The sequence below is a fragment of the bacterium genome (assembly GCA_024226335.1).
Classification (GTDB): Bacteria; Myxococcota_A; UBA9160; order SZUA-336; family SZUA-336; genus JAAELY01.
The window spans coordinates 1-25,438 of record JAAELY010000297.1; the positions used below are offsets into that span (position 1 = coordinate 1).

Annotated in this window: 25 protein-coding genes; 14 read left to right on the forward strand and 11 right to left on the reverse strand. The window is 63.0% G+C overall.

Features of this window, described 5'->3' with window-relative positions; translation table 11 throughout:
- Positions 1-136: 136 nt before the first annotated feature.
- Positions 137-970, reverse strand: a complete 834-nt coding sequence (locus tag GY725_15585; GenBank protein ID MCP4005611.1) for a response regulator — start codon at positions 968-970, stop codon at positions 137-139.
- Positions 971-1,115: 145 nt separating this feature from the next.
- The gene (locus GY725_15590; protein MCP4005612.1) at positions 1,116-1,937 is read right to left on the reverse strand and encodes a hypothetical protein; all 822 of its coding nucleotides are present in this window, start codon (positions 1,935-1,937) and stop codon (positions 1,116-1,118) included.
- Positions 1,938-2,043: 106 nt separating this feature from the next.
- Here GY725_15590 and GY725_15595 point away from each other — a divergent pair, with 106 nt between their 5' ends.
- The 5 genes from GY725_15595 to GY725_15615 all read left to right on the forward strand — a co-directional run bounded on the left by GY725_15595 (position 2,044) and on the right by GY725_15615 (position 5,233).
- Positions 2,044-2,268 (forward strand): DUF1931 domain-containing protein, encoded by a 225-nt coding sequence (locus tag GY725_15595; GenBank protein MCP4005613.1) that lies wholly within the window; start codon positions 2,044-2,046, stop codon positions 2,266-2,268.
- Positions 2,269-2,388: 120 nt separating this feature from the next.
- Positions 2,389-3,363 carry an NADPH:quinone oxidoreductase family protein gene (locus GY725_15600; protein ID MCP4005614.1) on the forward strand — a complete coding sequence of 325 codons (975 nt, stop codon included), beginning with the start codon at positions 2,389-2,391 and terminating at the stop codon, positions 3,361-3,363.
- Positions 3,360-3,869, forward strand: a complete 510-nt coding sequence (locus GY725_15605; GenBank protein MCP4005615.1) for a hypothetical protein — start codon at positions 3,360-3,362, stop codon at positions 3,867-3,869. Before GY725_15600 ends, GY725_15605 begins: the two co-directional genes overlap by 4 nt.
- A 129-nt stretch (positions 3,870-3,998) precedes the next feature.
- A complete protein-coding gene (locus tag GY725_15610) occupies positions 3,999-4,571 on the forward strand; it encodes a sigma-70 family RNA polymerase sigma factor (protein ID MCP4005616.1) in 573 nt (190 codons plus the stop codon).
- A gap of 2 nt (positions 4,572-4,573) precedes the next feature.
- Positions 4,574-5,233: a hypothetical protein gene (locus tag GY725_15615; GenBank protein ID MCP4005617.1), complete on the forward strand. Its 660-nt coding sequence runs from the start codon at positions 4,574-4,576 to the stop codon at positions 5,231-5,233.
- 11 nt (positions 5,234-5,244) lie between these two features.
- Here the strand turns inward: GY725_15615 and GY725_15620 are convergent, their stop codons facing one another.
- Complete coding sequence (locus GY725_15620; protein ID MCP4005618.1) at positions 5,245-6,141, reverse strand: RluA family pseudouridine synthase; 897 nt, start codon at positions 6,139-6,141, stop codon at positions 5,245-5,247.
- Between GY725_15620 and GY725_15625 the strand changes: the two genes are divergently transcribed.
- The 3 genes from GY725_15625 to GY725_15635 all read left to right on the forward strand — a co-directional run bounded on the left by GY725_15625 (position 6,132) and on the right by GY725_15635 (position 9,619).
- On the forward strand, positions 6,132-7,466 hold the full coding sequence (locus GY725_15625; GenBank protein ID MCP4005619.1) for a DUF1800 domain-containing protein: 1,335 nt from the start codon (positions 6,132-6,134) through the stop codon (positions 7,464-7,466). The two genes, GY725_15620 and GY725_15625, sit on opposite strands and share 10 nt — an antisense overlap.
- Entirely contained in the window at positions 7,457-8,662 is a 1,206-nt protein-coding gene (locus GY725_15630; protein MCP4005620.1) for a DUF1501 domain-containing protein, read from the forward strand. Before GY725_15625 ends, GY725_15630 begins: the two co-directional genes overlap by 10 nt.
- A gap of 93 nt (positions 8,663-8,755) precedes the next feature.
- The gene (locus GY725_15635) at positions 8,756-9,619 is read left to right on the forward strand and encodes a ChbG/HpnK family deacetylase (protein MCP4005621.1); all 864 of its coding nucleotides are present in this window, start codon (positions 8,756-8,758) and stop codon (positions 9,617-9,619) included.
- 167 nt (positions 9,620-9,786) lie between these two features.
- Here GY725_15635 and GY725_15640 read toward each other — a convergent pair whose 3' ends face one another.
- Both GY725_15640 and GY725_15645 read right to left on the reverse strand, forming a co-directional pair.
- On the reverse strand, positions 9,787-10,761 hold the full coding sequence (locus tag GY725_15640; GenBank protein ID MCP4005622.1) for a hypothetical protein: 975 nt from the start codon (positions 10,759-10,761) through the stop codon (positions 9,787-9,789).
- A 39-nt stretch (positions 10,762-10,800) separates the two neighbouring features.
- On the reverse strand, positions 10,801-11,619 hold the full coding sequence (locus tag GY725_15645; protein MCP4005623.1) for an NUDIX hydrolase: 819 nt from the start codon (positions 11,617-11,619) through the stop codon (positions 10,801-10,803).
- Between GY725_15645 and GY725_15650 the strand changes: the two genes are divergently transcribed.
- From GY725_15650 to GY725_15660, 3 genes are read left to right on the forward strand one after another with little or no spacing between them, the layout of a single operon-like run.
- Positions 11,618-12,181, forward strand: a complete 564-nt coding sequence (locus GY725_15650; GenBank protein MCP4005624.1) for a hypothetical protein — start codon at positions 11,618-11,620, stop codon at positions 12,179-12,181. The two genes, GY725_15645 and GY725_15650, sit on opposite strands and share 2 nt — an antisense overlap.
- Positions 12,182-12,211: 30 nt before the next feature.
- Complete coding sequence (locus GY725_15655) at positions 12,212-12,679, forward strand: hypothetical protein (protein ID MCP4005625.1); 468 nt, start codon at positions 12,212-12,214, stop codon at positions 12,677-12,679.
- Positions 12,676-14,247 carry a GMC family oxidoreductase gene (locus GY725_15660; GenBank protein MCP4005626.1) on the forward strand — a complete coding sequence of 524 codons (1,572 nt, stop codon included), beginning with the start codon at positions 12,676-12,678 and terminating at the stop codon, positions 14,245-14,247. Before GY725_15655 ends, GY725_15660 begins: the two co-directional genes overlap by 4 nt.
- Before the next feature lie 27 nt (positions 14,248-14,274).
- Here GY725_15660 and GY725_15665 read toward each other — a convergent pair whose 3' ends face one another.
- The 6 genes from GY725_15665 to GY725_15690 all read right to left on the reverse strand — a co-directional run bounded on the left by GY725_15665 (position 14,275) and on the right by GY725_15690 (position 22,280).
- Positions 14,275-14,994, reverse strand: coding sequence for a Stp1/IreP family PP2C-type Ser/Thr phosphatase (locus GY725_15665; GenBank protein MCP4005627.1), 720 nt, complete (start codon positions 14,992-14,994; stop codon positions 14,275-14,277).
- Positions 14,991-15,530: a GNAT family N-acetyltransferase gene (locus GY725_15670; protein MCP4005628.1), complete on the reverse strand. Its 540-nt coding sequence runs from the start codon at positions 15,528-15,530 to the stop codon at positions 14,991-14,993. Before GY725_15670 ends, GY725_15665 begins: the two co-directional genes overlap by 4 nt.
- Positions 15,531-15,635: 105 nt before the next feature.
- Entirely contained in the window at positions 15,636-17,945 is a 2,310-nt protein-coding gene (locus GY725_15675; protein ID MCP4005629.1) for a UvrD-helicase domain-containing protein, read from the reverse strand.
- A gap of 56 nt (positions 17,946-18,001) precedes the next feature.
- A complete protein-coding gene (gene glmS / locus GY725_15680) occupies positions 18,002-19,837 on the reverse strand; it encodes a glutamine--fructose-6-phosphate transaminase (isomerizing) (protein MCP4005630.1) in 1,836 nt (611 codons plus the stop codon).
- Positions 19,838-19,839: 2 nt separating this feature from the next.
- The gene (glmU, locus tag GY725_15685; GenBank protein MCP4005631.1) at positions 19,840-21,237 is read right to left on the reverse strand and encodes a bifunctional UDP-N-acetylglucosamine diphosphorylase/glucosamine-1-phosphate N-acetyltransferase GlmU; all 1,398 of its coding nucleotides are present in this window, start codon (positions 21,235-21,237) and stop codon (positions 19,840-19,842) included.
- A 20-nt stretch (positions 21,238-21,257) separates the two neighbouring features.
- A complete protein-coding gene (locus tag GY725_15690) occupies positions 21,258-22,280 on the reverse strand; it encodes a glycosyltransferase (GenBank protein ID MCP4005632.1) in 1,023 nt (340 codons plus the stop codon).
- 84 nt (positions 22,281-22,364) lie between these two features.
- Here GY725_15690 and hflX point away from each other — a divergent pair, with 84 nt between their 5' ends.
- The 3 genes from hflX to GY725_15705 form a co-directional block, all read left to right on the forward strand.
- Positions 22,365-24,065 (forward strand): GTPase HflX, encoded by a 1,701-nt coding sequence (gene hflX, locus GY725_15695; GenBank protein ID MCP4005633.1) that lies wholly within the window; start codon positions 22,365-22,367, stop codon positions 24,063-24,065.
- Positions 24,066-24,080: 15 nt separating this feature from the next.
- Positions 24,081-25,088, forward strand: coding sequence for a ketoacyl-ACP synthase III (locus GY725_15700; protein MCP4005634.1), 1,008 nt, complete (start codon positions 24,081-24,083; stop codon positions 25,086-25,088).
- Between the two features lie 197 nt (positions 25,089-25,285).
- The coding region (locus tag GY725_15705; GenBank protein MCP4005635.1) for a hypothetical protein at positions 25,286-25,438 on the forward strand (153 nt) is incomplete at its 3' end.

Genomic DNA, 25,438 nt, shown 5'->3' on the forward strand with positions numbered 1-25,438 from the left:
AGCGAGAAGCGGGAGTCGCCGCCTGAGCAAGAAGCGTGATCCGATCGCAGATCCGTAGATCTGCAGAGGTTCGCGCGACGCAGCGCAGGCGGATGCATCGCGCTTCGCAGCCGCAGCCTCCCTGTGCAGAGGTTCCCTAGGAACTATTGCGCTGGCGCTTGGGCAAGTAGCGGGAAGCCAGCTCGATCAAGGTCAGGCGATCGATTGGGCGGATCAGCGCGCCGTCGAATCCGGCTCGGTCGATTTTCTCGCGAATCTCCGGTGTCGACTTATTCGACAGTCCCACGATCGGTTTGTCTAAACCCGTGCGTCGCAACACGCGTGAGGTTCCGTACGGATTCACGTCAGGAGTATCCAGTCCCATCAAGACAAGGTCGAAGCCGCCGAAAAGCGCGCGATCAATGGCACCCAGGGCACTATCCGCGACACTGACGGCAATACCGAGATCCTCCATCAGTCGCCGCAACAAGCGTCGGTTCTGGCCATCGCGTTCGATCAACAGGACTCGACCTGCCAGTGGAGGCTGTGTGCAGAGCGCCCACTTATGCGGGCCTTCCGTTTGCAACGGCGTGCTCGGCTCGACGGCGAAGCGGAAGCGATAGATGCCACTCGAGCGATGTGAGAGTTCATAGACGACGTCGGAGCCGAGTCTCCGCGCTGCGGCACGAGCGCGGTTCAACGGGTGCTTTGCCTCATAGCTCAGACGCTCGAAGTCCGTCGATGTTATGCCTATACCGTTCTGCAGGACTTCGACCACGACTTCACGGGGGCCACGTCCGTACACCAGCGCACCCACGCTGCCGCCACTCGACAGATACAGCAGGTACGACAGGAGTTCGCCGAGGGCGATGCGTACGTTCTTGTGATCGAAACGCCCACTGCTCGGAACCCTGGGCGCGATATCGATCCAGACCTCGATTCCGCGCTCGGAAGCAACGGCGCGGATTCCTTCGATGATGCTCTGAATCAACGCGCGCGGGTCGTGCGATATCCTGGCATCCAGCGACAAACCCCGCGTGGGCGGCGTTCGCCTGTCGGCAATGGCGGCTCTCGGTTTCTTCAGCGCACACATGGGCTGCAAGGACGATCGACCGCAACCTCCCGAAGCTGAAACCCTACTGCAGCTCCGCGAGCAGGCCCCTCTCCATTTCGGCGAACTTGAGCCTATATGTGCGTCGGAGTGCAAGATCGATCGAAGGATTCTTTGCGAGGCGCTCGCATAGACTCCGCATCTTGCGTGCATCCCAGTTTCGCAACAGGTACTCCACAGTCGCGAACGACTGCAGGTAGGCCAACCCGGCGTAGTTCGGGCCCAGGTCCTGGAAGCTAGGTCTCGAAAGCTGTGCGAGTGGAATCCACGCGCCCTGCCGGACCACTCTTTGCAGCACGTCGTGTTCTCGCTGGCTCATGAGTCGTCGACCGAGGGCCAGCCGTTCAAAATATTCTGCGAGTCCTTCATTTAGCCAGCCGGGGAAGCGCCCGTGTCCCCCGATCGTTCCGATCGCCGCGTGCAGGTATTCGTGGTGCAAGGTGCGAACCAGGCGTCCATCCACGGCGGTGTTGCCTCGTACGTGGATCACGCCGTTGTAGAAACCGGCGGCGCGGAAGCGAAATAGCGAGGCGAAGCGCTGATCGAACAGATCCGGGTCGAAGATCTGAACCTGAATCCGGTTGCTGGGATCGATCCCGAGCACATTTCGCACGCTGTCGTGCGCGTTTTCCAGCGTGGCCAGAACCGATCGCTCGAACTGCCGAATCCCGTTGGCGCCGGAGTAGCGATCGATCGCCACGTCCTGAAGAAGAAGGAAGTGTCGTGACTTTCTCTCGCTGAACTCTCCGTCGGCTCCGCGCTGCCTTGCAACTCCCGGTTCGGCGAGAATCATCAGCGCCAGGAACAACGCAAAACCTCTGATTGCTGGGCGCGTCCGAACATGCATGAACTCCAGTCTACCTGAAAAAGCCCCGCCAACCCTTGCTTTCGAGGGGTTCTGGGTTATTTGCCTCGTGTGCCGGTATGTCGGCAGAGCGAACAAGGAGACACTGATGGCAGCCAGGAAAAAGGCCAAGAAGAAGGTGGCGCGCAAGAAGAGCAGCGCCCCGGAAGCAATGATCATTTCGAAGAGCCGTGTGAAGGCCGCCGTGAAGAAGTGCAACGTCGGTAGCGAGTTCTATGGCGCGCTCGAAGATGAGGTCCGCCAGCTCATCAAGACTGCTGAAGAACGAGCAATCGGCAACGGCCGAAAGACGCTTCGTCCATACGACGTCTGACACATCTTCTTTCGGAGAGGTTCAAGCGAGCGCCGATTGGTTTGACCGGTCGGCGCTCGCCGTGTTTCGCCGCATTTCGCCGCGAAACTCCCGGCGTGTAGAATTCGCTCGAGGAGAGTGATGCGCGCCGTCGTGGTCGATCACTGGATCGAGCCCAGCCAGCTGCAGGTCCACGAGATTCCGGAACCGGTGCCCGGCGTCGGCCAGGTCGTGGTCGATGTGCATTCTGCGGGCTGCAACTTCTTCGACATCCTGATCATCGCGGGCAAATACCAGGTCAAGCCCGAATTCCCCTTCAGCCCCGGTGGTGAATTTGCCGGTGTGATCAGCGCTTTCGGCCCGGGTACGAGCGGCTTCTGCGTCGGCGACCGGGTCTACGGGCACGTACCCTATGGCGCCTACGCGCAGAAGTTGGCGGTTTCTGCGGAGTTCCTGCGACGGATCCCCGAGGACGCGAGCTACGACAGCGCAGCAGCCATCCCGATCGTCTACCCCACTTCGTATGCCGCGCTCGTTCCCCGAGCGCAATTGCGTGAGACTGAGACTCTGTTGGTGCATGCCGCCGCCGGTGGTGTGGGTCTGGCAGCCGTGCAGATCGGCAAGGCGCTCGGCGCCCGTGTGATCGCGACGGCCGGTGGCCGTGAGAAACTGGAGATCGCCCGGCGCGCGGGTGCGGATCTGGCGATCGACTATCGCGAGGAAGACTGGGTGGCGGCCGTTCGGGAAGCAACCGACGGGCGCGGGGCCGACGTGATCTACGACCCGGTCGGAGGCGATATCTTCGACGGATCGCTCCGGTGCATCGCCTGGAACGGCCGTCTACTCGTGATTGGCTTCGCAAGCGGGACGATCCCCAGCGCAAAGGCAAATCGCATCCTGTTGAAGAACATCTCAGTGGTCGGTGTGCACTGGAGCGCATACCACGACAATCAGCCGGAAGCGGTCGGACCGGTCTTCGAAGGGCTCGAGCGCATGCTCGCCTCGGGTTCAATCCGTCCGCTGATCTTCGGCACCTACACTCTCGAGCAACTGCCCGAGGCCCTCGAAGCCCTGGGCTCGCGCGCTACCTGGGGAAAGCTCATCATCCACCCATGAGCATCCGAAAGCTCGCGCCAATCGTGCTCGTCCTGGTTGCGGCGTGCAGTGAAATGCCGACCGCTTCGGAACCTCACCACCTGCGCTCCTATCGAGTGGGGATCGACGCGCCGATCGCGTCCGACGTGGTCAGCGTCGCCGGGGATGCCTGGTTGATCGTTCCGGGGGAAGCCCGCAGCGTGAAGCTGTTCGAACTCGAGAATCCGGACGTCGAGGCGACCCGCCTCCTGTATCGCGCGCAGCTTTCGTCAGAGCGGTTGCAGGGCAAGGTCTATCTCGAGATGTGGGTGCGCCTGCCCGGCCGCGGCATGTTCTTTTCGCGGGGCATCGAGCAACCCGTCACGGGGACGACCGCCTGGGTGGAGCGGGAGGTCGCCTTTTTCCTGAAGCCCGGCGAGCGGCCGGATCTGGTTCAGCTCAACGTCGTTTTCGAGGATCCGGCCGGTCGGGTATCGATCAAGGGCGTCAAACTCTACGAGATCGAGCTTCCGGCCGGATCTGGCTGAAACAAACTCCCCTGGCCCAGCGTCATAATCCGGGTTCGATGGCGTCATGGAACCGGTTCTGAGACACGGTTTCCGGAATACGGTTTCCGGAACACCGGTTCCAGGTAACCAGAGGCTCTGGGAAAGCGTATGGACGACAAGCGCGAGCGGAGGAAGCGGGCCGAGGCCGGCTGGCCCGATCTGATGGCCGCCGCCCAGAAGGGTGACGCGGTTGCCTACGATCGGCTCCTTCGGGAGATCCTTCCCGGGCTCAGGGCTTTTGTCGGTTCACGGATCAACTCCGGGGCCAACGCGGAGGACGTCGTGCAAAACGTGCTGCTCTCGATTCATCGGGCGCGTCACACGTATCAGCCCAGTCGGCCGTTCGGGCCCTGGTTGCGGACGATCGCGCGCAACGCGGCGGCGGATTCGCTGCGCGTGCGGGTCACGCGCAATCGCCGCGAGGTGCCGTTGGGAGAGGTCGAAAGCCTGCCTGATCCCCACGAACCCAGCCCGTTGCTGCGGCCTCTTTCCCAGGACCTGAGCCAGGCTCTCGAAAGCCTGCCCGACACCCAACGGCAAGCTGTGGAGTTGATTCACCTGCGCGAGCTTTCGGTATTGGACGCAGCCGAAAAACTGGGAATCACTCCCGGGGCCCTGAAAGTGCGGGCGCATCGCGGTTACAAGGCGCTGCGGGTACGGCTCGGGATGGGTAGAGATTGAAAGTGTCCAGCGAAGATCTGATCAGCGAACTCGCGAAGGGTCTCGAGCCCGTGGTCCCGCTTCCCTCGCTCGCGACAATGACGCGTCGGATACTCGGGCTGGTCTGCGTCATGCTCGGCGCCGCATTTCTGTTCGAAGCGATCGCGGGCATTCAGGGGATCCATCCGGAACTCTCTGCCACCCGTTTCTGGAGTATCGCGGCACACCTCATCCTGGGCGCCGGCGGCCTGGCCCTGGCGCTGGCCACCTGCATCCCGGGGCGCAACAGCGTCGAGAGGTTCGGCTGGTTCGGTGTGGTACTGGGTGCCGGACTGACGATCGCCGCAGTCGCCGGGGCCCATCCCTTCGCGACGCGTACACCACTCGATGCGAATTGGTTGAGCGCGGCTTCCACCTGTCTGTTGACGGCGCTGGTTCCGGCGCTGGTTCCGGCCGCCCTGCTCGCACTCTACGCGGCCCGGGGAGTCCCGCGTCGTCCGCTGCTCACTCTGGCCTACGGCAGTGTGGCTGCGTTGAGTTTCATGACGATTCCCGGGCACCTCGGCTGCCCGAGGGCCGATCTGTTGCACCTTCTGATCAGCCACGGTTTTGCGCCCTTGAGCGCAGGGCTACCCGTTTTCGCAACCGGGGTGGCGATATTCACGGGGTTCCGGGGCGCCTGAGGACTCGCGTCTCAAAGCGGATTTTCCAGCTCGGCCGGCGTTGCGGCACGGGCTTCGAAAACGACCCCGTCCTGCAGGGTCACGCGCAGCGACTGGGCGTGCAGGAGATGGCGCTTCAGTTCGGCATCGGAACCGTAGAGGGCATCGCCGACGACCGGTGAACCCAGGTGCGCGAGAGTGGCGCGAATCTGATGGCGAACGCCCGTGATCAGCTCGACCTGCAGAAGCGAGCTGGTCGGATCTTCGCTGAGCACGCGGATTTCCGTGACCGCCGGGAGTCCGCCCGTTTCTACTACCCGCACGCGGGGTCCGCGGCCTTCGAGCCGTAGGCTGAGCTTGTCCGGACCGTCGTAACGCCCGTGGACGCGCGCCAGGTAGCGCTTCTGGACGCTGCGCTCTGCAAAGCGCGCGCGAACGGTCTGCCAGGTCTGCTCTTCCGTCGCGAACACCAGCACGCCAGAAGTGGCCGTATCGAGCCGGTGCACGAGCCCCGATTGCAGCCCGCCTTCGCCCACGCCTTGCATCTCGGGGTGCAGGGCGAGTACTCCGTTGAGCGCGGTATGGATTTCGTCGAAATCCAGCGGATGGCTGGGCAGGCCCGCCGGTTTGTCGATTGCCAGCAGTCCACCACTGCGAGCGATCACGCGCAATTGCAGATTGGGGTTGGGCGGAAGGCCGGCCTCGGGGTGTCGAAACGCCAGCACCTGGATGTGGTCGCCCGTGCGCACGATCGCTCCCTTGGCCGGGGCTCGCCCGTCCATCTGAATGCGCTCTTTGCCCAGCAGACGCCGCACATAGCCGCGCGAAATGCCCAACTCGCGCGCAACCAGCACGTCCAGGCGCAGGCCCGCATCCGCTGGCGCAACCAGGATCGAGGTGACCGGTTCCATAGACAGACATGATGCCATCCAGATCCCTCAATCGACTGCTCCAGCGCGCCAGCTTTGGTGCCCGGCCGGGACAGAGCGAGGCATTGGCGACGCGGGGCGCCGCAACCTGGCTCGAAGAGCAGCTTCAGCCTGGGGGGATTTCCGAGGCCGGGCTCGAAAAACGCCTCCGGGCCATCGCCGATGCGGAACTCGAGCCGGGAGATCGAGACGCGCCGATCGGCGACCGGACCGGAATGTCCGCAGACCGAGCTTCGGCCAAAAAGGCGCGCCGCGAGCGCGTGAAACGCATGACCCGGCATTCCGCTGCTGCGCGCATCGTGCGCGCGGTCCACGGCGAGCGACAATTGCAGGAGGTCATGGTCGACTTCTGGGCGAACCATTTCAGCGTGTTCGCCCGCAAGGGACCGATCGGTGCCTTGCTCGACGACTACGAACGGCGGGTTCTGCGTCCGCACGCGCTCGGTCGCTTCGAGGATCTCCTGATCGCGGTCGCACAGAGTCCGGCCATGCTCTTCTACCTGGACAACATTCGATCCGGAGTACCCCGCAAGGCGCGAGTCTCCAAGAGGGCTCCGAAGGGAATCAACGAGAACTACGCGCGCGAACTGCTCGAGCTGCACACGCTCGGCGTCGAGGCCGGCTACACGCAGAGCGACATCATCGAAGCTGCACGGGTACTCACGGGCTGGAATGTGCAGCGCCGCGGCACCGTGAGTTTCAAGTTCCGGAGTTTCCTGCACGACCGGGGCGACAAAAACGTACTGGGCGATCGCGTGCCGGGAAGCGGCGTCGAGCAGGGTCTGTGGCTCCTGCGCAGGCTCGCGCGTCACACGTCTACGGCTCGGCACATCTCGTTCAAACTGGTGCGTCGTTTCGTCGCCGACGATCCGCCCCCTGCTCTGGTCGAGCGCACCGCGCAGACCTTCATGGAGACCCGGGGGGATATCGCTTCGCTCTTGCGCACCATCCTGCACTCGCCCGAGTTTGCCGACCCTGCGAACCGCAAGCTCAAGACACCTCTGGAGTTCGTCGCCAGCGCGCTGCGGACGACAGGCGGTGAGACCGACGGTGGCAAACGCCTGCGCAAAGAACTGGCTCTGCTCGGCGAGTTGCCATTCATGGCGCGTACACCCCAGGGCTATCCGGACGAAGCTCAGGAGTGGATTGATCCTTCGTCCGTGCTAGCGCGGGTATCCCTGGCGTTCGGCCTCGGACGGGGTCTGGGCGGCACCCGGCTCGGTCCTACCCTCCCGAGCACCCTGAATGCGCCGCAATCCCCGGGTCTGGCCGGGGCCGAACGCATCGCACTGGCCGTTGCATCGCCGGAATTCCAATGGCAGTGACCCGTCGCGACTTTCTGCGCGACGGCACTCTCGGCCTCGCGGCCAGCGCCTGCGTGCCCATGTGGCTCTCGCGCCCCGCAGCGGCGGGAAAGATCGCCGAGCCTCTACTGGTCGTGCTCTTTCTGCGAGGTGCGGCAGATGCTTTGCACCTGGTGCCGCCCGTCGGTGATCCGGACTACACGAGACAGCGAGGCCAGCTTTCGATCGAGAACCCGCTTCCGTTCGCGCCGGGTTTCGCTCTGCACCCCGCACTCGCACCCCTGCAACCGCTGGTAGATGCGAAGCAACTCGCCGTGGTGCACGCCGTGGGATCTTCGGACACGTCTCGCTCTCACTTCGAGGCTCAGGACCTCATGGAAATGGCGTCCGGGAACACGCGATCACTTGCGCGCGGCGTACCCCTGGGCTGGCTGGCACGTGCTCTGCGCCGCGACGATCCGTCCGACCTGTTCTCGTCGCTTGCGCTGAGCCTGCGACCGCCGCTCTCCCTGCGCGGCGCAGAAGCGTTTGCCATGCCGCGACCCGAGAGTTTCGGCATCGGCGGCGCCAGCCGGATCGCGCAGCGCGCTCTCGAGGCGGCGTATGTGCGCGCAGGCGACGACCCGGTCGGGCTCGCCGGTACGCGTGCGTTTGCCGCGGTCGAGCGCGTGCGCGCAGCCTTCATTCACTCCCGTGCGCGGGCTCCAGGGACACGACCGGGTTCCAGGCAGTTCGTTCGCCTGGTCGAGGGACTGGGAGCGCTGGAACGAGCCCGGCTGGGAGTGCGTGCCGTGTTCTTCGAACTCGACGGCTGGGATACGCACGCGAACCAGGGCGGGGACACCGGCCAGATGGCACGCGCCATCGGGAATCTGGCATCGGGGCTGGCCCGGCTGTTCGAGTTGATGCAGGGGCGGCGTGACGTGATCGCCGTGGTCATGACCGAGTTCGGGCGCACCGTCGCACCCAATGGCAGCGGTGGAACCGATCACGGTCACGGCAGTGCAATGTTGGTGGCGGGGCCGCGTGTGCGCGGGGGCATTTTCGGCGACTGGCCGGGACTTGCGAAATCACGGCTCTACGAGGGCCGTGATCTCGCCATCACCAGCGATTATCGAAACGTGCTTCACGAGGTACTGAGCGCACACCTGGGTGAGAAACCTCCAGCCGATACCTTTCCCGGTTTTTCCGCTTCTCCTCTTGGGCTTCTGGCCTAGCAGGCTGCGGAAAAACCCATTCCTGTCGGCTCCATCCGGCCCGCGACCACAAGGTTCCGGCTATGATCTACCCTCAATTCTCGGGAGGTGTAGATGTCAGTGCTGGAGCAGATCGGAATGAGCGAGCAGGATCGCGTCGTGGTGATCCACGTCGATGATGTCGGCATGTCCCCGGCGGCGAATTCCGGTGCGCTGGTTGCACTCGAAGCAGCTGCGACCTGCGGCAGCATCATGGTGCCGTGTCCCGGTTTCGAAGAAGCGGCCAAGCTGGCGCGCGATCGACCCGATCTCGACCTCGGCGTCCACCTGACGCTCAACGCCGAGTACGAGAGCTATCGCTGGGGACCCGTGCATGACGATGTGCCGAGTCTGGTCTCGCCCGACGGCGGCATGTGGCGCACGACGGCGGAGACGGTCGAGCACGCGACGGCAGAGGATGTCGAACGCGAACTGCGCGCACAGATCGACACGGCTCTCGAAGCGGGTGTGGATGCGACACATATCGATAGCCATATGGGTACGGTTTTCGATGTGAAGTTTGCCGAGATCTACTTCAAGTTGGCACTCGACTACCGCCTGCCCGCATTCGTTCCAAGGGTCAACCGCGACAATCTGCCCGACAACCTGAAGGAGATGCTGGCCGACTATCTGGACATGATCGACAAATACGAGTCGTCTGGCATGCCGGTCTTCGACTACTTCGATGCGAACTCATTGAGCTTTGAACCGGGGACGGGTGTAAAGCACAATGCAGCGCGACTCGAAGGCCTGGGCGCCGGGCTCTCCTATCTGATCACGCATTGCGCGCTCGGCAACCAGGAACTGCAGTCGATCACGCACGACTGGCGACAACGTGACGAGGAGCGAAAGATCTACTCCGACGGCAGTATGGCGGCGGTGCTCGAGACGGGGGGGGTCAAGCCGATCGGAATGCGCGAGTTGCGCGATTCGCTATAGGCGCCTGGCAAGCTGCGGAAGACTCCATTCCCGTCGTCACGCGGCGTCTTTCATCCGCGCTCTTCGTTGCTGAAACTCGCTGTAGAGGCACTACAGCTGCGCCTCAGCGCCTCGAGCGCGAACGAAATCCACTCGCGTGTCTCGGGCCAGGGTTCTTCCGCAGCCTGCTAGTCGAAGATGACGGTCATTCCGCTCTTTTCGAGGGCGGAAAGGATGTGTATCGGATTGATGGCTTCGCGCAGTGCGAGCAGGCCACTGGGTAGCTCACCCGCGAGCCTCGCTGCGACCACCGTCCTGGCGATGACCGCGGCCGGTAGCAGTGGATGCGCTGCCGCGATCTCGATCGACGCGTCGGAGTTGCTAGTTCCGGGTTCGAGCAACGCCTCCGCAGCGATTCCGAAAAGCGGCGGTTCCTTGCGCCGCAAGAGTCGATCCACTCCACGGGTCACGCCTGCGAAAGAAGGTTCCAGGTACACCATCTTGTCGACGCAATGCGATTCGATGAAGTGATCCAGATCGGCGGATGCTCGCGGGCGAACCGGGCGAGGACCGATGGGGGGGGCGAAGTTCCAGAGCAGCGGCGTGAAGCGGCCGGTCGCGTTTCCGTCAGGTGCATCATTCTGCTTTTTGAAGCTGCGTACATCGCTGATGGCCGTATCCGTTTCGTACCACGGGCCTGTCGAGGCGATTCGAATCTCGGGGATCACTGGAAAGCGCCGCACGAGAGCTTCGGCCAGAACTCCCGGCAAGCCGGGCAATGCGCCCGCGTTGAGTACGACAGGCAGATTTGCTTCCCAGGCCATTTCTCCGATCCGTTCGCGTTGGGGCTCGGAGAGCGAGATCGGCGTAAGCCCGAGAAAAGGAACCCGCATCTCGAGACAGGTTTCGAGTACGGTGCTCAGATCGTTGCCGCAGCAGGCAATGAGCATGGAAGCGCCCTGGAGCGCATGTTGTAGCGTACGGGAATCACTCGACTCGGCGTAAACCGCGCGCGCACGCTTCGGATACTGAAGTGCGCAGGATTCAGCTCGCTGGATATTGTGCCCGGCGACCACGACCCGAGCGAGAGTGTTCTCGACCAGATGGTGAACGCAGTAGCGCCCGAGTCGCCCGTAGCCACCGAGTACGATGACCTCGTGCATACGGGGAGTCTATCGGATTTTCGCGGATCGCGTGGCCAATCAGCTGTTCTTCGAAACCACGTCCGGGACCGGATCGTCGAATCTGCCGTAACCGGCTTCCTCTGGGATCACCATCTTCTTGCGGCCATTTTCCTCTACCACGGTGGGGAGAACCGGCACCACAGGACGTGTTCTAGAAGCTTCCAATGCGCTATCGGCGTCGTTGAAACCCGCGAGTGTCTTCAGGTTCAGAGAGGTGGGCAGGATCATCTGCCGCTTTCCCGCCCGGAGTTCCTCGAGTGCGAGCTCCGGACGGATCCACACGTGGTCGGTCGATTCCAGGCCATCGTGAAGTGCTCGTTGTCCGACGGGTGTGCGCGTCGAGAAGAAGATCGTGTCGAAGCGGCGTGGCACCATCGCCGGTGTGATCCAGTGAGCGTGTACCGAGAGTCGATCGGCGGCCAGTTCGAGATCCTCGGCTTCGATCAGGGAGCGGAAGGCCAGATCTCCGCTTTGCACGTCCAGTCGCCGGTCGCTGAGTGCGCTTGCTCGGGCCTCGTCGAGTAGTTCAGTTTCGCCGCGTCGTCGAGCTAGCAGGATTCCACTCTCTTCGAAGGTCTCGCGGATCGCAGCGACGAAGAAACCGAGAGCGAGTTCCGCGGCGACCGTCGGCAATGCGGCGCTTGCGCCCGTCGCGTCGAGTCCCGTGATGCGATCGGCCAGCGCGTGGTCCTGGTCTTCGACTCGTCCACCCGGGAACACGTACAGATCGGGCAGGAACTCGCTTTTTGCGTGTCGCTCGAGCAGGAGCACTTCAGGGGAGGGCTGGCCGTCTCTCAGGAGAATGACCGTGGATGCTGGAACTGGGGTCGCTGCCATGACGGAATCATGGTACCAGAGTGCGATGAGTCCAAACCACCAGCTCCGCGAGATCATCTCTGCGCACGAGGTCGACCAACGCCTGGCCGAACTCGGTCGCCAGATCGCGGCCGACTACGCCGATCGCGATCCGGTCTTCGTGGTGATCGCCGAAGGTGCGCGACGCTTCGCCCAGCGTCTGATCGAAGAAGTCGAGCCCGAGGGCGTAAAGCCGAAGACCGTGCTCGTGCGGGCGCGACGCACGTCGGGAACCCGCCTGAATCAGGTCGAACTCGAGCCTGTTCCCGAAGGCGTGTTCGCGCGCTGCGACGTGTTGATTCTCGACGATATCGCGGACGAAGGCCGCACCATGGAGGCCGTGCTGGCTCGGGTCCGATGCGAAGCCCCCAATAGCGTGAGCATCGCCGTGCTCGTGAGCAAGCTGGCGCGCCGACTCGTCGATCTACAGCTCGACTACGTGGGTTTCGAACTCAGGGACGGCTGGGTGGTCGGCTACGGCATGGATCTCGACGAAGCCTTTCGGGACCAGGACGCGCTCTCGATCGTCGAACCTGCCTCGTGACGAGATCTCGGGCTGCGTTACGATTCGAGGGTGAGCGAATTTCCCGGTGCGACAATGTCCAGTCTCGGTGCAGGCTCTGAAGCCATCCTGCGCTCGGTCGCCGATGCGATCCGGCCGCGCGGATCGGGTTTCGACCAGCCCATCGACGAGGACGTGATTCGGGAACTCGACGAGTTCTTCCCCTTCTTGCCTCCGCTCCTGCGCCTGGGTTTTCCTCTCGGCCTGCGCCTGCTCGAGTGGGGCGTCCCGCTGTTCGCACGCCCTCGGCGCTTCGCGCGTATGAGTCGCCTGTCGACTGAAGAGCGCCTGGTCTATCTGGAGAACTGGCTGGAGGCGGGCGGGGCGCGCGGAACCCTGCTGCTCGGTCTGCGCGTGCTGGTGTACGTATCCTTCTACCAGCATCCGCAGGTTCTGGAATCGCTCGGAGTCGACTGGCAGACGCGCGCAGATCGTCTGACGCGTGAGCGCGCCGAGCTCCTGCAGGATATGCGCTCATGAGTGGAGCGCGTATCCCGGAGTGCCGGATCGAGTATCCCAATGTCGAGCAAGGTGCCGATCTCGGCGGGCACCCGTTGTGGACGGCCGATGTGATCGTGGTGGGTTCGGGTGTCGGCGGAGCGACGACGGCGGCCGCGCTGGCCGCGGCCGGCTACGACGTGTTGATCCTCGAAGAGGGTGAATTGCACCGGACCGAGAGCTTCAATACGAACCCCAGCGAAATGATCCGCCGCCTGTACCGCGATGCAGGAACCAGTGCGATCATGGGCAAACCGCCGATTCTGTTTGCCGAAGGGCGCTGCGTGGGAGGGTCCAGCGTGATCAACGGCGGAATGTGTTGGCGCACACCCGATCACGTGCTGGAGGCCTGGTCCGAAGACCACCGACTACCTGAAACGTCTCCCCGGGCAATGGCCCGCTACTTCGAGGCGGCCGAACACATCCTGAACGTGGAGTTGCAGCCCGAACAGACCTGGGGTCGGCATTCGCGCATCTTCGCGGAAGGCGCGGCGAAACTCGGTTGGGAGATGGAACAGAATCGCCGCAACATGGACCACTGTGTGGGTCTGAACAACTGCGCACTGGGTTGTCCAACGGGCGCAAAACGCTCGATGCTGGTGACGGAGATTCCGCGCGCTCTGCATTGCGGAGCCCGCCTGATCACGGGTGCGAAGGTGCGGAAGGTGCGCTTCTCGGGGCGCAGAGCCGTGGGTGTTCGCGGCGTGATCGTCGATGAGCGCGGACGCAGTCTGCGTCGCTTCGACGCGTATGCACCGCTGGTCGTGCTCGCCGCTGGCGCGCGCCATACCCCCGGCATCCTATTGCGCAGTCGCGTGCGTTCGCCTGCACTGGGTCGCAATCTGCGCACACATCCCAACGCCAAGGTCGTGGGCGTGTTCGACGAGCCGCTGGACACCTGGGTCGGCGCGCACCAGACGCACCAGCTGCACAAATTCCTGAAGGAAGGCATTCTGATCGCGGCTTCGACCGTACCACCGGGCCTCCTGGCCTCCGGGCTTCCGGGTCTGGGTCCGGGCCACGCCGAGCGCATGCGCCAGTACAACCAGATGATCACCGCTGCAGCGCTCATCGAGGATACGGGCGAGGGTCGGGTTCGCCTGGGTCCCGATCGGGAACCCCTGATGACGTTCAAGCTCTCGGATCGCGACGTCGAAACCATTCACCGCGGTGTAAGAATGACTGCGCGCATCCTGTTTGAAGCAGGTGCGCGGGAAGTGTTGCTTCCCTTCGCGCATCTGCCGACGATCTCATCTGCCGATGAACTCGAAAAGATCGACACGCTGAAGCGAAATCCCGCAGCGATTGAGCTGATGACCGTGCACATCATGGGCAGCGCCCGCATGTCGCCGCATCCCGCAGAGGGAGTGACGGATTCCTACGGTCGTGTGCACGACACAGAGGGACTGGCCATCGCCGATGCCAGTCTGTTTCCATCGTCGGTAGGCGTGAACCCACAAGAGACGATCATGGCGCTCGCGTTGCGTAACGTCGAACATCTGATGCGCGCAATTCGCCGCGAACCGCGCTCGCGACGCGACTCGGTATGACGGACCAGGGCTAGATGTCTTGTTGAGTCAGGGCTGGACGATCAGTGCAGTCGCGTTGTCGGGACCGCCCAGCGCATTGGCGCGCTCGATCAGCGAGGTGACCGCGTAGTCCAGATCGTCGGCCGCTGCGAGCTTGGCGATTTCCCGTTCCGATACGAAATCGTGTATGCCGTCGGTTGATAGGAGGAGGCGCGTGCCAGATCGAACGACCGTCTGCACGACCTCGGGATGGATGGAATCGTTCGTTCCGAGCGAGTGAAGCAGGATGTGTTTGTCTGGGTGGGTCATCGCCTGCTCGCGAGTCAGTTCTCCGCGCTCTACCATCCGCGCAACTACCGTCTGGTCGGTGGTCAGAGGTCGGAGGCCACTCTTGTTCAGCGCGTAGGCGCGAGAGTCGCCCACGTTGGCAATGATCGCCGAACGCGATCGTATTCGCAGCACAGTGAGAGTCGTACCCATTCCGTGGAGGTTTTGCCGCTGGGCTTCTTCTACGATCGCCAGGTTTGCAGCCAGTATGGCGTTCGTGAGTACGCGCTTTTCGTCGCGAACCCGTTTCGGCGTTCGTTGACTGCGCACGGCTTCGATCGTGGCCTGAACGGCTACCTGGCTTGCGACCTCGCCGCCCACATGTCCCCCCATTCCATCGGCCACGAGGAACAGGCCAATCTCGGGAACCGCCTCGACGTAATCCTCGTTGTTTTCCCGAACGCGTCCGACGTCCGATGCGAGTGCGTAGCGCAGGCTCATTTGTTGCAATCCGCATGAGAAAAGACATCCGTGTGCAGCAGACCGTACTGAATGTGATCCAGATAGTGACCGTCCAGGAGTTCCGAATCGCGTGCGACACCTTCGCGCTGAAAGCCGATCTTCTCGACGACTCGCTGGCTATTCTTGTTATTCAGTGCCACATGCGCTTCGAGGCGATGAATGGAGAGGCGCTCGAAGGCGTGCATTGTCGTGCCGAGTGCCGCCTCTGTTGCAAAGCCCTGGTTCCATGCGGAAGCTCGAATCCAGTAACCGAGGCCGGCACAGCGCCGCGTCCAATCGATGCGGTGGATACTCGTGATACCGAGTACCTGGCCGGTCTCTTGCTGTACCAACAGGTATTCCAGTGTGGTCCTGCGCGCCCAGGCGCTGCGCGCGCCGCGCAGGTAGCGGCGCGTGTCACTGCGGCGGTGCCCAGCGCGAGCCCAGGGCAGCCAGCGGATCAACTCCGGAAGTGTTTCCGTGATCGCTTCGTGGAGCGGGCCTGTATCCGCACGGCGAGCCGCGCGCAAGGTCAAGCGCTTGGTTCGAAACTCGTTGACGGTCGCATCCTGGACTGCGAACAGAGTGTGTCTCCCCGGACTCTGAACAGGGAGGGAGAGGCTAGCGCGGCGGAAAGGGGCTTACGAGAGCACGCGTAGCTGGGCATACTTGGGCTTGATTGTCTTGATACCCGCTCGATCGAACTGGATCTTCACTTTCGCGGCGGCACCGCTACCCGAGACCTCGGTAATATTGCCTTCTCCGAAGACCGGGTGTTCAACGCGGCGACCCACCTCCAGAAGGGGTATTTCGTCTGGATCGGACTGGCTTTCGCTGTAATCGACCGTGATGTTTGATCCGGGATCTGCCGCGACTGTGCGCTTTGCGGCCGGGATGCGGCGATGCGGCCGCTCTTCCCCGCGCGGAGAAAGCGGGCTGGCGGCGACGCGATCCATGCCGGGAAGCCCGCGTTCAGAGGCCCGCGGACCGTTGGGAATCTCTTCCAGGAAGCGGCTCGGTGCGTTGTAGCGCACCGAACCGTACATCCGTCGCATCGTGGCATTGGTCAGGTACAGATGCTCCTCGGCACGAGTCATCGCCACGTAGCAGAGCCGTCGTTCTTCTTCGATTGCCGTCGGGTCGTCCATGGACGCGAAGTGCGGGAAGATGCCCTCTTCCAGGCCTACGACGAACACGGTCGGAAACTCGAGTCCTTTGGCGACGTGTACAGTCATGAGCACGACTCGATCCTCGTCAGCGTCCAGTTTGTCGGCTTCGGACAGGAGGGTGACCTGTTCGAGGAACAGATCGAGCAAGTCGCGGGGGCCGGTGTCCGCCGCGACCCCGCCATCGTCCCCGGGAGGCTCGGCTTCGATCGGCTCCGCATCGGCGTTCTGGCTCTCGAATTCCTCGACGGCCGCCAGCAACTCATTGAGGTTTTCCAGCCGCGCCTCGGATTCGACCGTCGCTTCCTGTTCGAGTGCCCGGATATAGCCAGAGGTCTCGAGCACATGAGCCAGAAGCTGTACGACCGATCCCTGGCGGTGCGAGTTCAGGTTGTCCATCAGCGCCAGGAACTCGGGTACGCGTTTTGCTGCGGCACCGCGCAAGAGACCCTCGTCGCAGGCTGTACGTGTCGCGCTCCAGAGCGAAGCGCCGCGTGTTTCTGCAAGCTCGAGCAGGCGTTCTATCGTCGTTCGACCGATTCCCCGCACAGGAGTGTTGATGATGCGCAGCAGGCTCTCTGCATCGTCGGGATTCGCGATCACGCGCAGATAGGCAAGGGCGTTCTTGACCTCGGCACGATCGTAGAAGCGCGTCCCGCCGACGACGGCATAAGGCACGTTGTACTTGAGCAGCTCTTCTTCGAGCGGCCGGGACTGCGCATGAGTGCGGTAGAAGATCGCCACGTCGCCCAGCTTCGCGCCCGCTTCGCGCCGCCGCAGCATTTCACCGACGACATACGAAGCTTCTGCGCGATCGTCGGGGGCCTGGAAGAAGCGCACCGGCTCGCCTTCGGCGCGCTCGGTGTACAGTTTCTTGCCCTTACGCTCGGTGTTGTTCGATACGACGGCGGTCGCGGCGTCGAGGATCGGCTGCGAAGAGCGGTAGTTTCGCTCCAGGTGTACGACCGCCGCGCCGGGAAAGTCCTTCTCGAAACCCAGGATATTGCGGATGTCGGCTTCGCGAAACGCGTAGATCGACTGGTCCTCGTCGCCCACCACACAGATGTTCCGGTGTTCATCGACCAGAAGGCGAAGGAGTTGGTACTGCACGGGATTGGTGTCCTGGTACTCGTCCACCAACACGTAGCGCCAGCGCCGCTGATAGTTTTGCAGGACGGCCGGGTGGTTCTGGAAAAGTCGTGTCGTCAGCAGGATGAGGTCGCCGAAATCCAGCGCATTCGCGCGTCGAAGCTCTTTCTGGTAGCGCTGGTAGACGTCGGCGATCTTCTGCGCCTCGAAACTGTCTTCTCGGACGAGATCGGCGGGTAGCAGACCGCGGTTCTTGAGGCGATCGATCTGCGCTCGCACTCCCCGTGGAGGGTAGGAGCGTTCATCCGCATTCAGGGCCCGCAGTACGCGCTTGACCAGCGCAAGCGAGTCGGACTGGTCGTAGATTACGAAATTGGGCTCGTAACCGAGTTGTGTGATTTCGCGGCGCAGGATGCGGACGCAGGTGGAATGAAAGGTGGAGACCCAGACACCGGAGTTCTCGCGCTCGAGAAGCGAATCGACCCGTTCGCGCATCTCGCGCGCGGCCTTGTTCGTGAACGTGACCGCGAGGATTTCCCAGGGTTGAGCCTTGCCGCAGCTGATCAGATGAGCAATGCGATGCGTGAGCATGCGCGTCTTGCCGCTCCCCGCACCGGCGAGTACGAGCAGCGGGCCCTCTGTGTGTTCAGCAGCTACGCGCTGCTCGGGGTTCAAGCCGTCGAGCAGGGTCGCCATGTGGTTCGGTGGCGTCGACAATGCGGGCAGAACTTACCCGCCGCTCCAGTCTGTCGCTACTCGACGGTGACGCTCTTCGCCAGGTTGCGCGGCTGATCCGCGTCGGTGCCCTTCAGGGTGGCGACGTGGTAGGAGAGGATCTGCAGCGGGACCGTCGCCAGCACCGCGCCCAGCGCTTCTGGCGCACTCGGAATCACGATCACCTCGTCGGCGTATTCGCGAGCTCCCTCGTTGCCCTGTTCCACGATCGCGATCACGATGCCGCCGCGGGCGCGGACTTCCTCGGCGTTCGAGATCACCTTGCCGTAGACGGAGGCCTGGTTTGCCACGATCACCACGGGTACGTCTTCGTCGATCAGCGCGATCGGTCCGTGCTTCATCTCACCGGCGGCATAACCCTCGGCGTGGATATAGGAGATTTCCTTGAGTTTGAGCGCGCCTTCGAGCGCGATCGGGTAACCGTAGCCGCGGCCCAGGAACAGGAAGTCCCGAGCGTGGAAATGGCGGCGGGCGATGCCTTCGACCTCGTCCCACAGGCCCAGTGTCTCGTCGACCAGTCGCGGCAGGCGGCGCAACTCCTGGGTTTCGGCGCGCACCTGTTCGGGCGAGAGCGTCCCCCGAAGGATGCCGAGCTTCAGCGCGACCAGATAGAGGGCAACCACCTGTGTCGTAAAGCATTTGGTCGAGGCCACGCCGATCTCCGGTCCGGCGTGGGTGTATAGGACGTCATCGGCTTCGCGCGCGATCGTGCTCTCGTGCACATTGCACACGGCGAGCGCACGTGCGCCGAGTTTCCGGCCTTCGCGCATGGCTGCGATCGTGTCGGCGGTCTCGCCCGATTGTGAAACTGGAATGATCAGGTGTTGATCGGTGAGCAGCGGATCCCGGTAGCGGAATTCGCTTGCCAGATCGACGTCGCAGGGGATTCGGGCCAGTCGTTCGATCATCATCCGCCCGAGCAGACATGAATGCCAGGCGGTGCCGCAAGCTACGAGCTGGATGCCGCGCAGATTGCGTACGAACGCCTCGTCGAGATCGATCCCGTCGAGATCGATGCCGCCGGTCTCATCGACGACCCGGCGGCCGATCGTGTCGGAGATTGCGCGCGGCTGCTCGTAGATCTCCTTCTGCATGAACCGGTCGTAGCCGCCTTTTTCCGCCTGCACCGGATCCCACTGGATCAGTTTCGCTTCGCGGTCGAAGGGCTCACCCGCAAATGTGGTCAGTTCGACGGAGTCGCGCTTGATCACGCCCATCTCTTCGTCGTGCAAGATCAGCACGTGGCGCGTGTACGGCAAGATCGTCGGAATATCGGAGGCGACGAAGTTCTCTCCTTCGCCCAGTCCGATGATGATCGGGTTCCCGCCGTTTTTTGCGATCACGATCTGGTCCGGCTCGTCTTCGTCGATCACGGCGATCGCGTAGGAGCCGTCCAGATGGCGCACGGCCGCTCGCACGGCCTCGATCAGCGACTTGCTCTTCTTGCGTTCCAGAAAGACCAGATGGGAGATGATCTCGGTGTCGGTTTCGGATGCGAACTCGCAGCCCTTGTCGCGGAGTTCGGCCCGCAGTTCCCGGAAGTTTTCGACGATCCCGTTGCCGATCACGGCGACGGAACCGGCGACGTGGGGGTGGGCGTTCTGCTCCGAGGGCTTTCCGTGTGTGGCCCAACGCGTGTGCCCGATGCCCAGCGTTCCCGTGAGCGGAATATCGCGCAATGCGGATTCCAGGTTGACCAGCTTGCCCGTGGCGCGCACGACACGCAACTTCGCGTCGTCGAGCACGGCCAGACCTGCGGAATCATAACCGCGGTATTCCAGGCGTTTGAGGCCGTCGAGGATCACGTCCTGTGCGCGATCCGATTCACCAACGAAGCCGACGATTCCGCACATCGCTAGTCCTTCCCGTCCTTCTTTCCGAAGCGGCGATCACGCCAGCCTTCGATGTTCCGCTGACGAGCCCTGGCAATCGCCAGAGCGCCGTCCGGGACTTCTTTGTTGATGGTCGATCCCGCGGCTATGTATGCACCGGATTCGATCTCCACAGGTGCGATCAAATTCGAATTGCAGCCCACAAAAACGCGATCGCCGATCACGGTGCGGCTCTTGGAGGTACCGTCGTAGTTCACGGTGATGGCGCCACAGCCGATCGTCACCCCCGAGCCCACATCCGAGTCGCCGAGATAGGAAAGGTGATCGGCCTTCGTCCCGGGGCCGAGCCTGGAATTCTTGATCTCGACGTAGTTTCCGACTCGCACGTCGTCCGCCAGGTCGGTGTCGGGGCGAAGATGTGCGGAAGGGCCCACGACGACCCGCGCGGCCAGACGGGCGCCTTCGAGCCAGCATTGTGGCTTGATCCAGCAATCATCGCCGATCGTCGTATTCTCGATTACTGCGCCAGAGTCAATCCGACACCCCGAACCGATGCGAGTGCCGCTTTTCAACGTGACCCCGGGTTCGATGCGGGTGTCGGGTCCGATTTCGACGTCGCAGTCCAGATAGGTGCAGTCCGGATCGACGAAGCTCACACCTTCACGCATCCAGTACTCGGCGAGTCTCCGGCGCATCAGTCGTTCGGCCTCGGCGAGTTCGACGCGGCTGTTCACGCCCAGTGTTTCGGTCCAGTCGTCCGTGCTCGAAGTCTCGACGCGCCGGCCTTCTTGCGCCGCGATCTCGATGACGTCGGTCAAGTAGTACTCGGACTTGGCGTTGTCGTTGCCCACCTTGGACAGGCACTGAAACAGGAGCTCGGAAGAAGCCAGGTAGGCGCCCAGATTCACTTCGCGGATCTCTTTGGTGGCTGCGTCCGCGTCATCTTCTTCGATCACGCGCGCGACCGATCCGTCGCTGTTGCGAACGATGCGTCCGTAGCCCGTTGGATTGGGAAATTCGGCGACCAGGATGGCGAGTTCGGCAGATCCCTTGCGATAGGTATCGAGCAGATCGTTGAAAGTGCTCGCGCGATACAGCGGGTGATCACCGTTCATCACGAGCACGGGCCCTTCGTGATCTTCCAGAAGAGCCCGAGCCTGCAGGGCCGCGTGCGCGGTACCGAGTTGTTCGGATTGGACGACGATCTCGACGTCTTCGTCCGCCAGCACCTCACGCACCTGGTCTTCGCCACTGCCCACGACAGCCACGACGCGCCTGGCGCCCAGTTCGCGTCCAAGCTGCACGGCGTGCATGAGAATGGGACGCCCACATACGGGATGTAACACCTTGGGCAGACTCGAGCGCATACGCGTGCCCTTGCCCGCCGCCATCAACACCAGTGCCAGGTCTCCGCTCGCCATGCTTTCCTTCTCGGCGCTTGTCACGCCACCATCAAGAAGTCATTGCCTTCGACGAGGGCTACAGAACTCAACTTCGCACGAATTTGAGCTCGAGCGCCTCTACTCGCCACCGCGCCCAGGATGCGCAGGCCCTCGCTGCGCCAGCCGTCGGCCCGGGTTTCGAGGATATCGGGAGACAGTATGGGAATCCCGTTCCAACAGCTCCCGATGCGCGCCGGATTGATGTCCAGCATGGCCCGGGTTGAAATCCCCTCAGCCTGCAGCAATTTCACCATTCGCCGGCCCGTGCGGCCCGCGCCCCAGACGATTGCGGCTTGCATCGGGTGCAGCTTGCCGAGCCAATGGGCCTTCACCGCCGAGAATGCCTGGCGATCATAGCGAGAATCGACGCGGGAGAGGCGCCGATCGTGATCGCGCCAGCTGTGCAGTACGCGCGGCACCTTGCCTACCCGGTGACCCGCTGCGAGCAGGCTGTACAAAAGGTCCAGATCTTCGGGCCAGTCCACCTGGCGATAGCCTCCGAGCATGCCGAGCACCCCGCGTCGGACCATCCAGGTGGGATGCGGAATCGGGCAGTCGATGAACGCTTCGCGCGCAATTTCGTCGTGAGAAATCAGCTGGTTGGTCCAGTCCGAATAGAGTCGATAGCCCTCGAGCAGACCGCCTTCTCGAAAGGACTCGACGCGACAACCCACCAGGGCCACATCGGAGTGCTGTTCCAGGAAGCTCAGTTGCTCGCGCAGCCGGTCGGGATGCATCCGGTCGTCGTCATCCATGCGGGCGACCAGCGCGGCCTCGGCCCACTCGAGTCCGGCGTTGAGCGCGGCGCTGATTCCCGCGGGGTCCAGGTGACGCACGCGCACGCGCGAGTCGCGCCGCGCCCAGGCGTCGAGAGCTGCGGCGGTCTCCGGACCGGATCCGTCGTCCGCGCAGATCAGTTCGAAATCGACCCCGCGACTGGCCAGGACCGAATCGATGGCGCTGTCCAGGGTGCCGGGTGCGTCGCGCACCGGCATCACCACACTGATCTGCGGGGTGCTCATGGCCCGGCAGGGTCGCCTCCGCTGCCGCAAATGGTCAAGGCCCGTCCGCTTGACCCCGGGGGCTCGGCCCTCCAACATCTCGATATGGCCTCATGCGGAGGCCATAGGGGGCGCGTCATTTCGGAACTGTACGGACAGACGTTTGGCCTGAAGGCCAATCAGATTCGCCGCCTGAAGAACCTGTACAAGCGCAAGATTCCACGTACTTCTCTGGTCTCACAGGATTTTTCTCGGCAGCTCTCGGAGCTGAGCTTCGAGACGGGTCGCCAGGTCGGCGCACTGGTTTCGCGTGGCGGCCAGGTCGAGTACGTGATGATCGGCGACGCGTTTCACATCGAGTTGCCCGACTTCAAACGCGTGCGCGGTGGACAGGGGAGATTCCGCGGCCTGCGCTGCATCCATACCCACCTGCGCGGCGAGCGCCTGACCTCCGATGACCTGACCGACCTGAGCCTCCTGCGTCTCGACGCGATGGTCGCAGTGCTGGTCGACGATCAGGGCCTGCCCGACAAGGTGGACTATGCATCGCTGCGCCCACCCGACGACAGTGACGAGATCGTCCAGCGACACGACCCGATCCAGCCCAGCCTTTTGGATTTCGATTTCCTGGACTGGATCGATGAGCTGGAGGAGAGCTTCAGCGAGGCGCAGCGCGGCATCGCGGTCGATGGGCGGGAACGCGCCGTGCTGGTGGGTGTGACGCTCGGGCGCGACGACGATGCCGAGGAGAGGTTCGAAGAGATGCGCGAACTGGCGCGCACGGCCGGACTCACCATCGTCGACACGATTCGCCAGCGCCGACCCAAGGCCGATCCGCGCTACCTGATCGGTCAGGGCAAGCTCAAGGATCTGGTCGTGCGGGCCTGGCAGAAGGGCGCGGATCTGGTGCTCTTTGATCGCGATCTGAGCCCCGCGCAGGTGCGACAGATCACCGATCTGGTCGAGGCGCGCATCGTCGATCGCTCGCAGCTGATCCTCGACATCTTTGCGCAACACGCCCAGTCGAGCGAAGGCCGTCTGCAGGTGGAGCTGGCACAGCTGCGCTATCGCCTGCCGAGACTCGCCGGCCAGGGTGAATCCCTGTCGCGCCTCGCGGGTGGAATCGGTGGGCGCGGTCCGGGTGAGACGAAGCTCGAAGTCGATCGACGCCGTGTGCGCGATCGCATCAAACACCTGGAGCGCCAGCTGGCCAAGGTGTCGAAGCAACGAGCCACGCGCCGCGCACGCCGCAATCGCGAGGGTCTGCCCATCCTGTCGATCGTCGGATACACCAACGCGGGCAAGTCGACGCTTCTGAACAAATTGACGCGCAGTGATGTAACCGCGGCGGATCAGCTCTTCGCGACAGTAGATACGTCGTCGCGCCGTTTGCGCTTTCCGCGCGAACGAGACGTGATCGTGAGTGATACGGTGGGGTTCATCCGCGATCTGCCTCCGGATCTGATCGCGGGTTTCAAGGCCACACTCGAAGAAATCGCCGAGGCCAGCGTCATCTTGCATGTCGCCGATATCAGCAGCCCCAGTGTCGAGAAGAACATCGAGGTCGTGCGCGAGATCCTCGAGGAACTCGGCGTCGGCGACAAAACCGAGTACCTGGTGCTGAACAAGAGCGATCGCATGCTGCCAGAAGAGACCGAGGCCCTGGCTCGACGGCTCGGCGGTATTCCCATTTCTGCGGTGACGCGAGCTGGCGTCGAGGAGATGCTGCAGAAACTCGAACCGATCATTTTCCCCGACGGCGACGACGAGCAGCGCGAAGCATGGCTCGAGGCCTCGGGGGTCTAGCAAGGAGCCCAAGCCATGCAGGTAGTGAGGAAGGTCAGGATTACCGGAACCGGTATGTACGTTCCGCCCAGAGTCGTGACCAACGAAGACCTGACTAGACTCATGGACACGACCGATGAGTGGATCGAGCAGCGCACCGGTATCAAGGAGCGCCACCACGTCGACGACGGCACCGGACCTTCGGAACTCGCCTACGAATCTGCGAAACGGGCGATCGAGAATGCGGGCCTCAAGCCCGAGGATCTCGATGCGATCGTGGTCGCCTCCCTGTCCCCGGAGCACGACTTCCCGGGTGTCTCCTGTTTTCTACAGGACAAGCTGGGGCTCGAAGGCATACCGGTGATGGACGTACGTTGTCAGTGCACCGGCTTCTTGTATGCACTCCAGGTCGGCCAGTTGTTCGTCGCTGCGGGTCAGTACGAGCGGGTGCTGGTCACCGGTACGGAGGTGCACTCGACGGGCATGGACTTCACGACGCGCGGGCGCGACGTGGCAGTGATCTTTGGCGATGGCTCGAGCTCCGTGGTCCTGGAACCCTCGCACGACAATGAGCGCGGAATCATGTCGATCCACACCCACGCCGATGGGAAATTCGCCAAGAAACTCTGGGTACCGGCGCCGGGCTCGCGCATCTGGCCCCACCGCATCACTCACGAGATGCTCGATCAAGGGCTGCAATTCCCCGTCATGGACGGGAAGTTTGTCTTCAAGCACGCGGTGACCCGCATGCCCGAGGTGATCAACGAGGCGCTCGACCACAACAAATGCTCCATCGAGGACGTCGATCTTTTTCTTTTTCACCAGGCGAATCTGCGGATCAATGAGTTCGTGGGGAACAAACTCGGGATTCCGCCCGAGAAGACCTACAACAACATCATGAGGTACGGGAACTGCTCCTCGGCCTCGATCCCGATGCTCCTGCACGAGTGCCGCCAAGCGGGTCGGGTGAAGGAAGGCGACCTGATCGCCATGGCCGGATTCGGCTCCGGGTTTACCTGGGGATCCGCGCTGATCCGCTGGTAACCGCACGCCGAACCCCTTGACCGACTGCGTTGAACTGGCAGGCAAGGGCATCGCTGTCGCGGTTGTAAGCTACTGGTATTACTAAGGAAAAAATTTTCTTGACGTCATGACGCAGCGTGTTAGATTTCCTGATGAAAACCCGGGCCAGCCGCCCCCAATTTCATAGCTGGCGGCTCCGGCAATCAGGAGGAATCACGATGGCACACGCAAGCACGAACGGATTTGATCGCTTCAACGACGCTCTCAAGAGTCTCGACGAGCAGCTGACCGAGATGCGCGAGAACTTCGATGACGGTCGCAAGAAGTTCGAGACCCAGATCAACAAGCAGCGAAATCGCGTCGAGACCCGC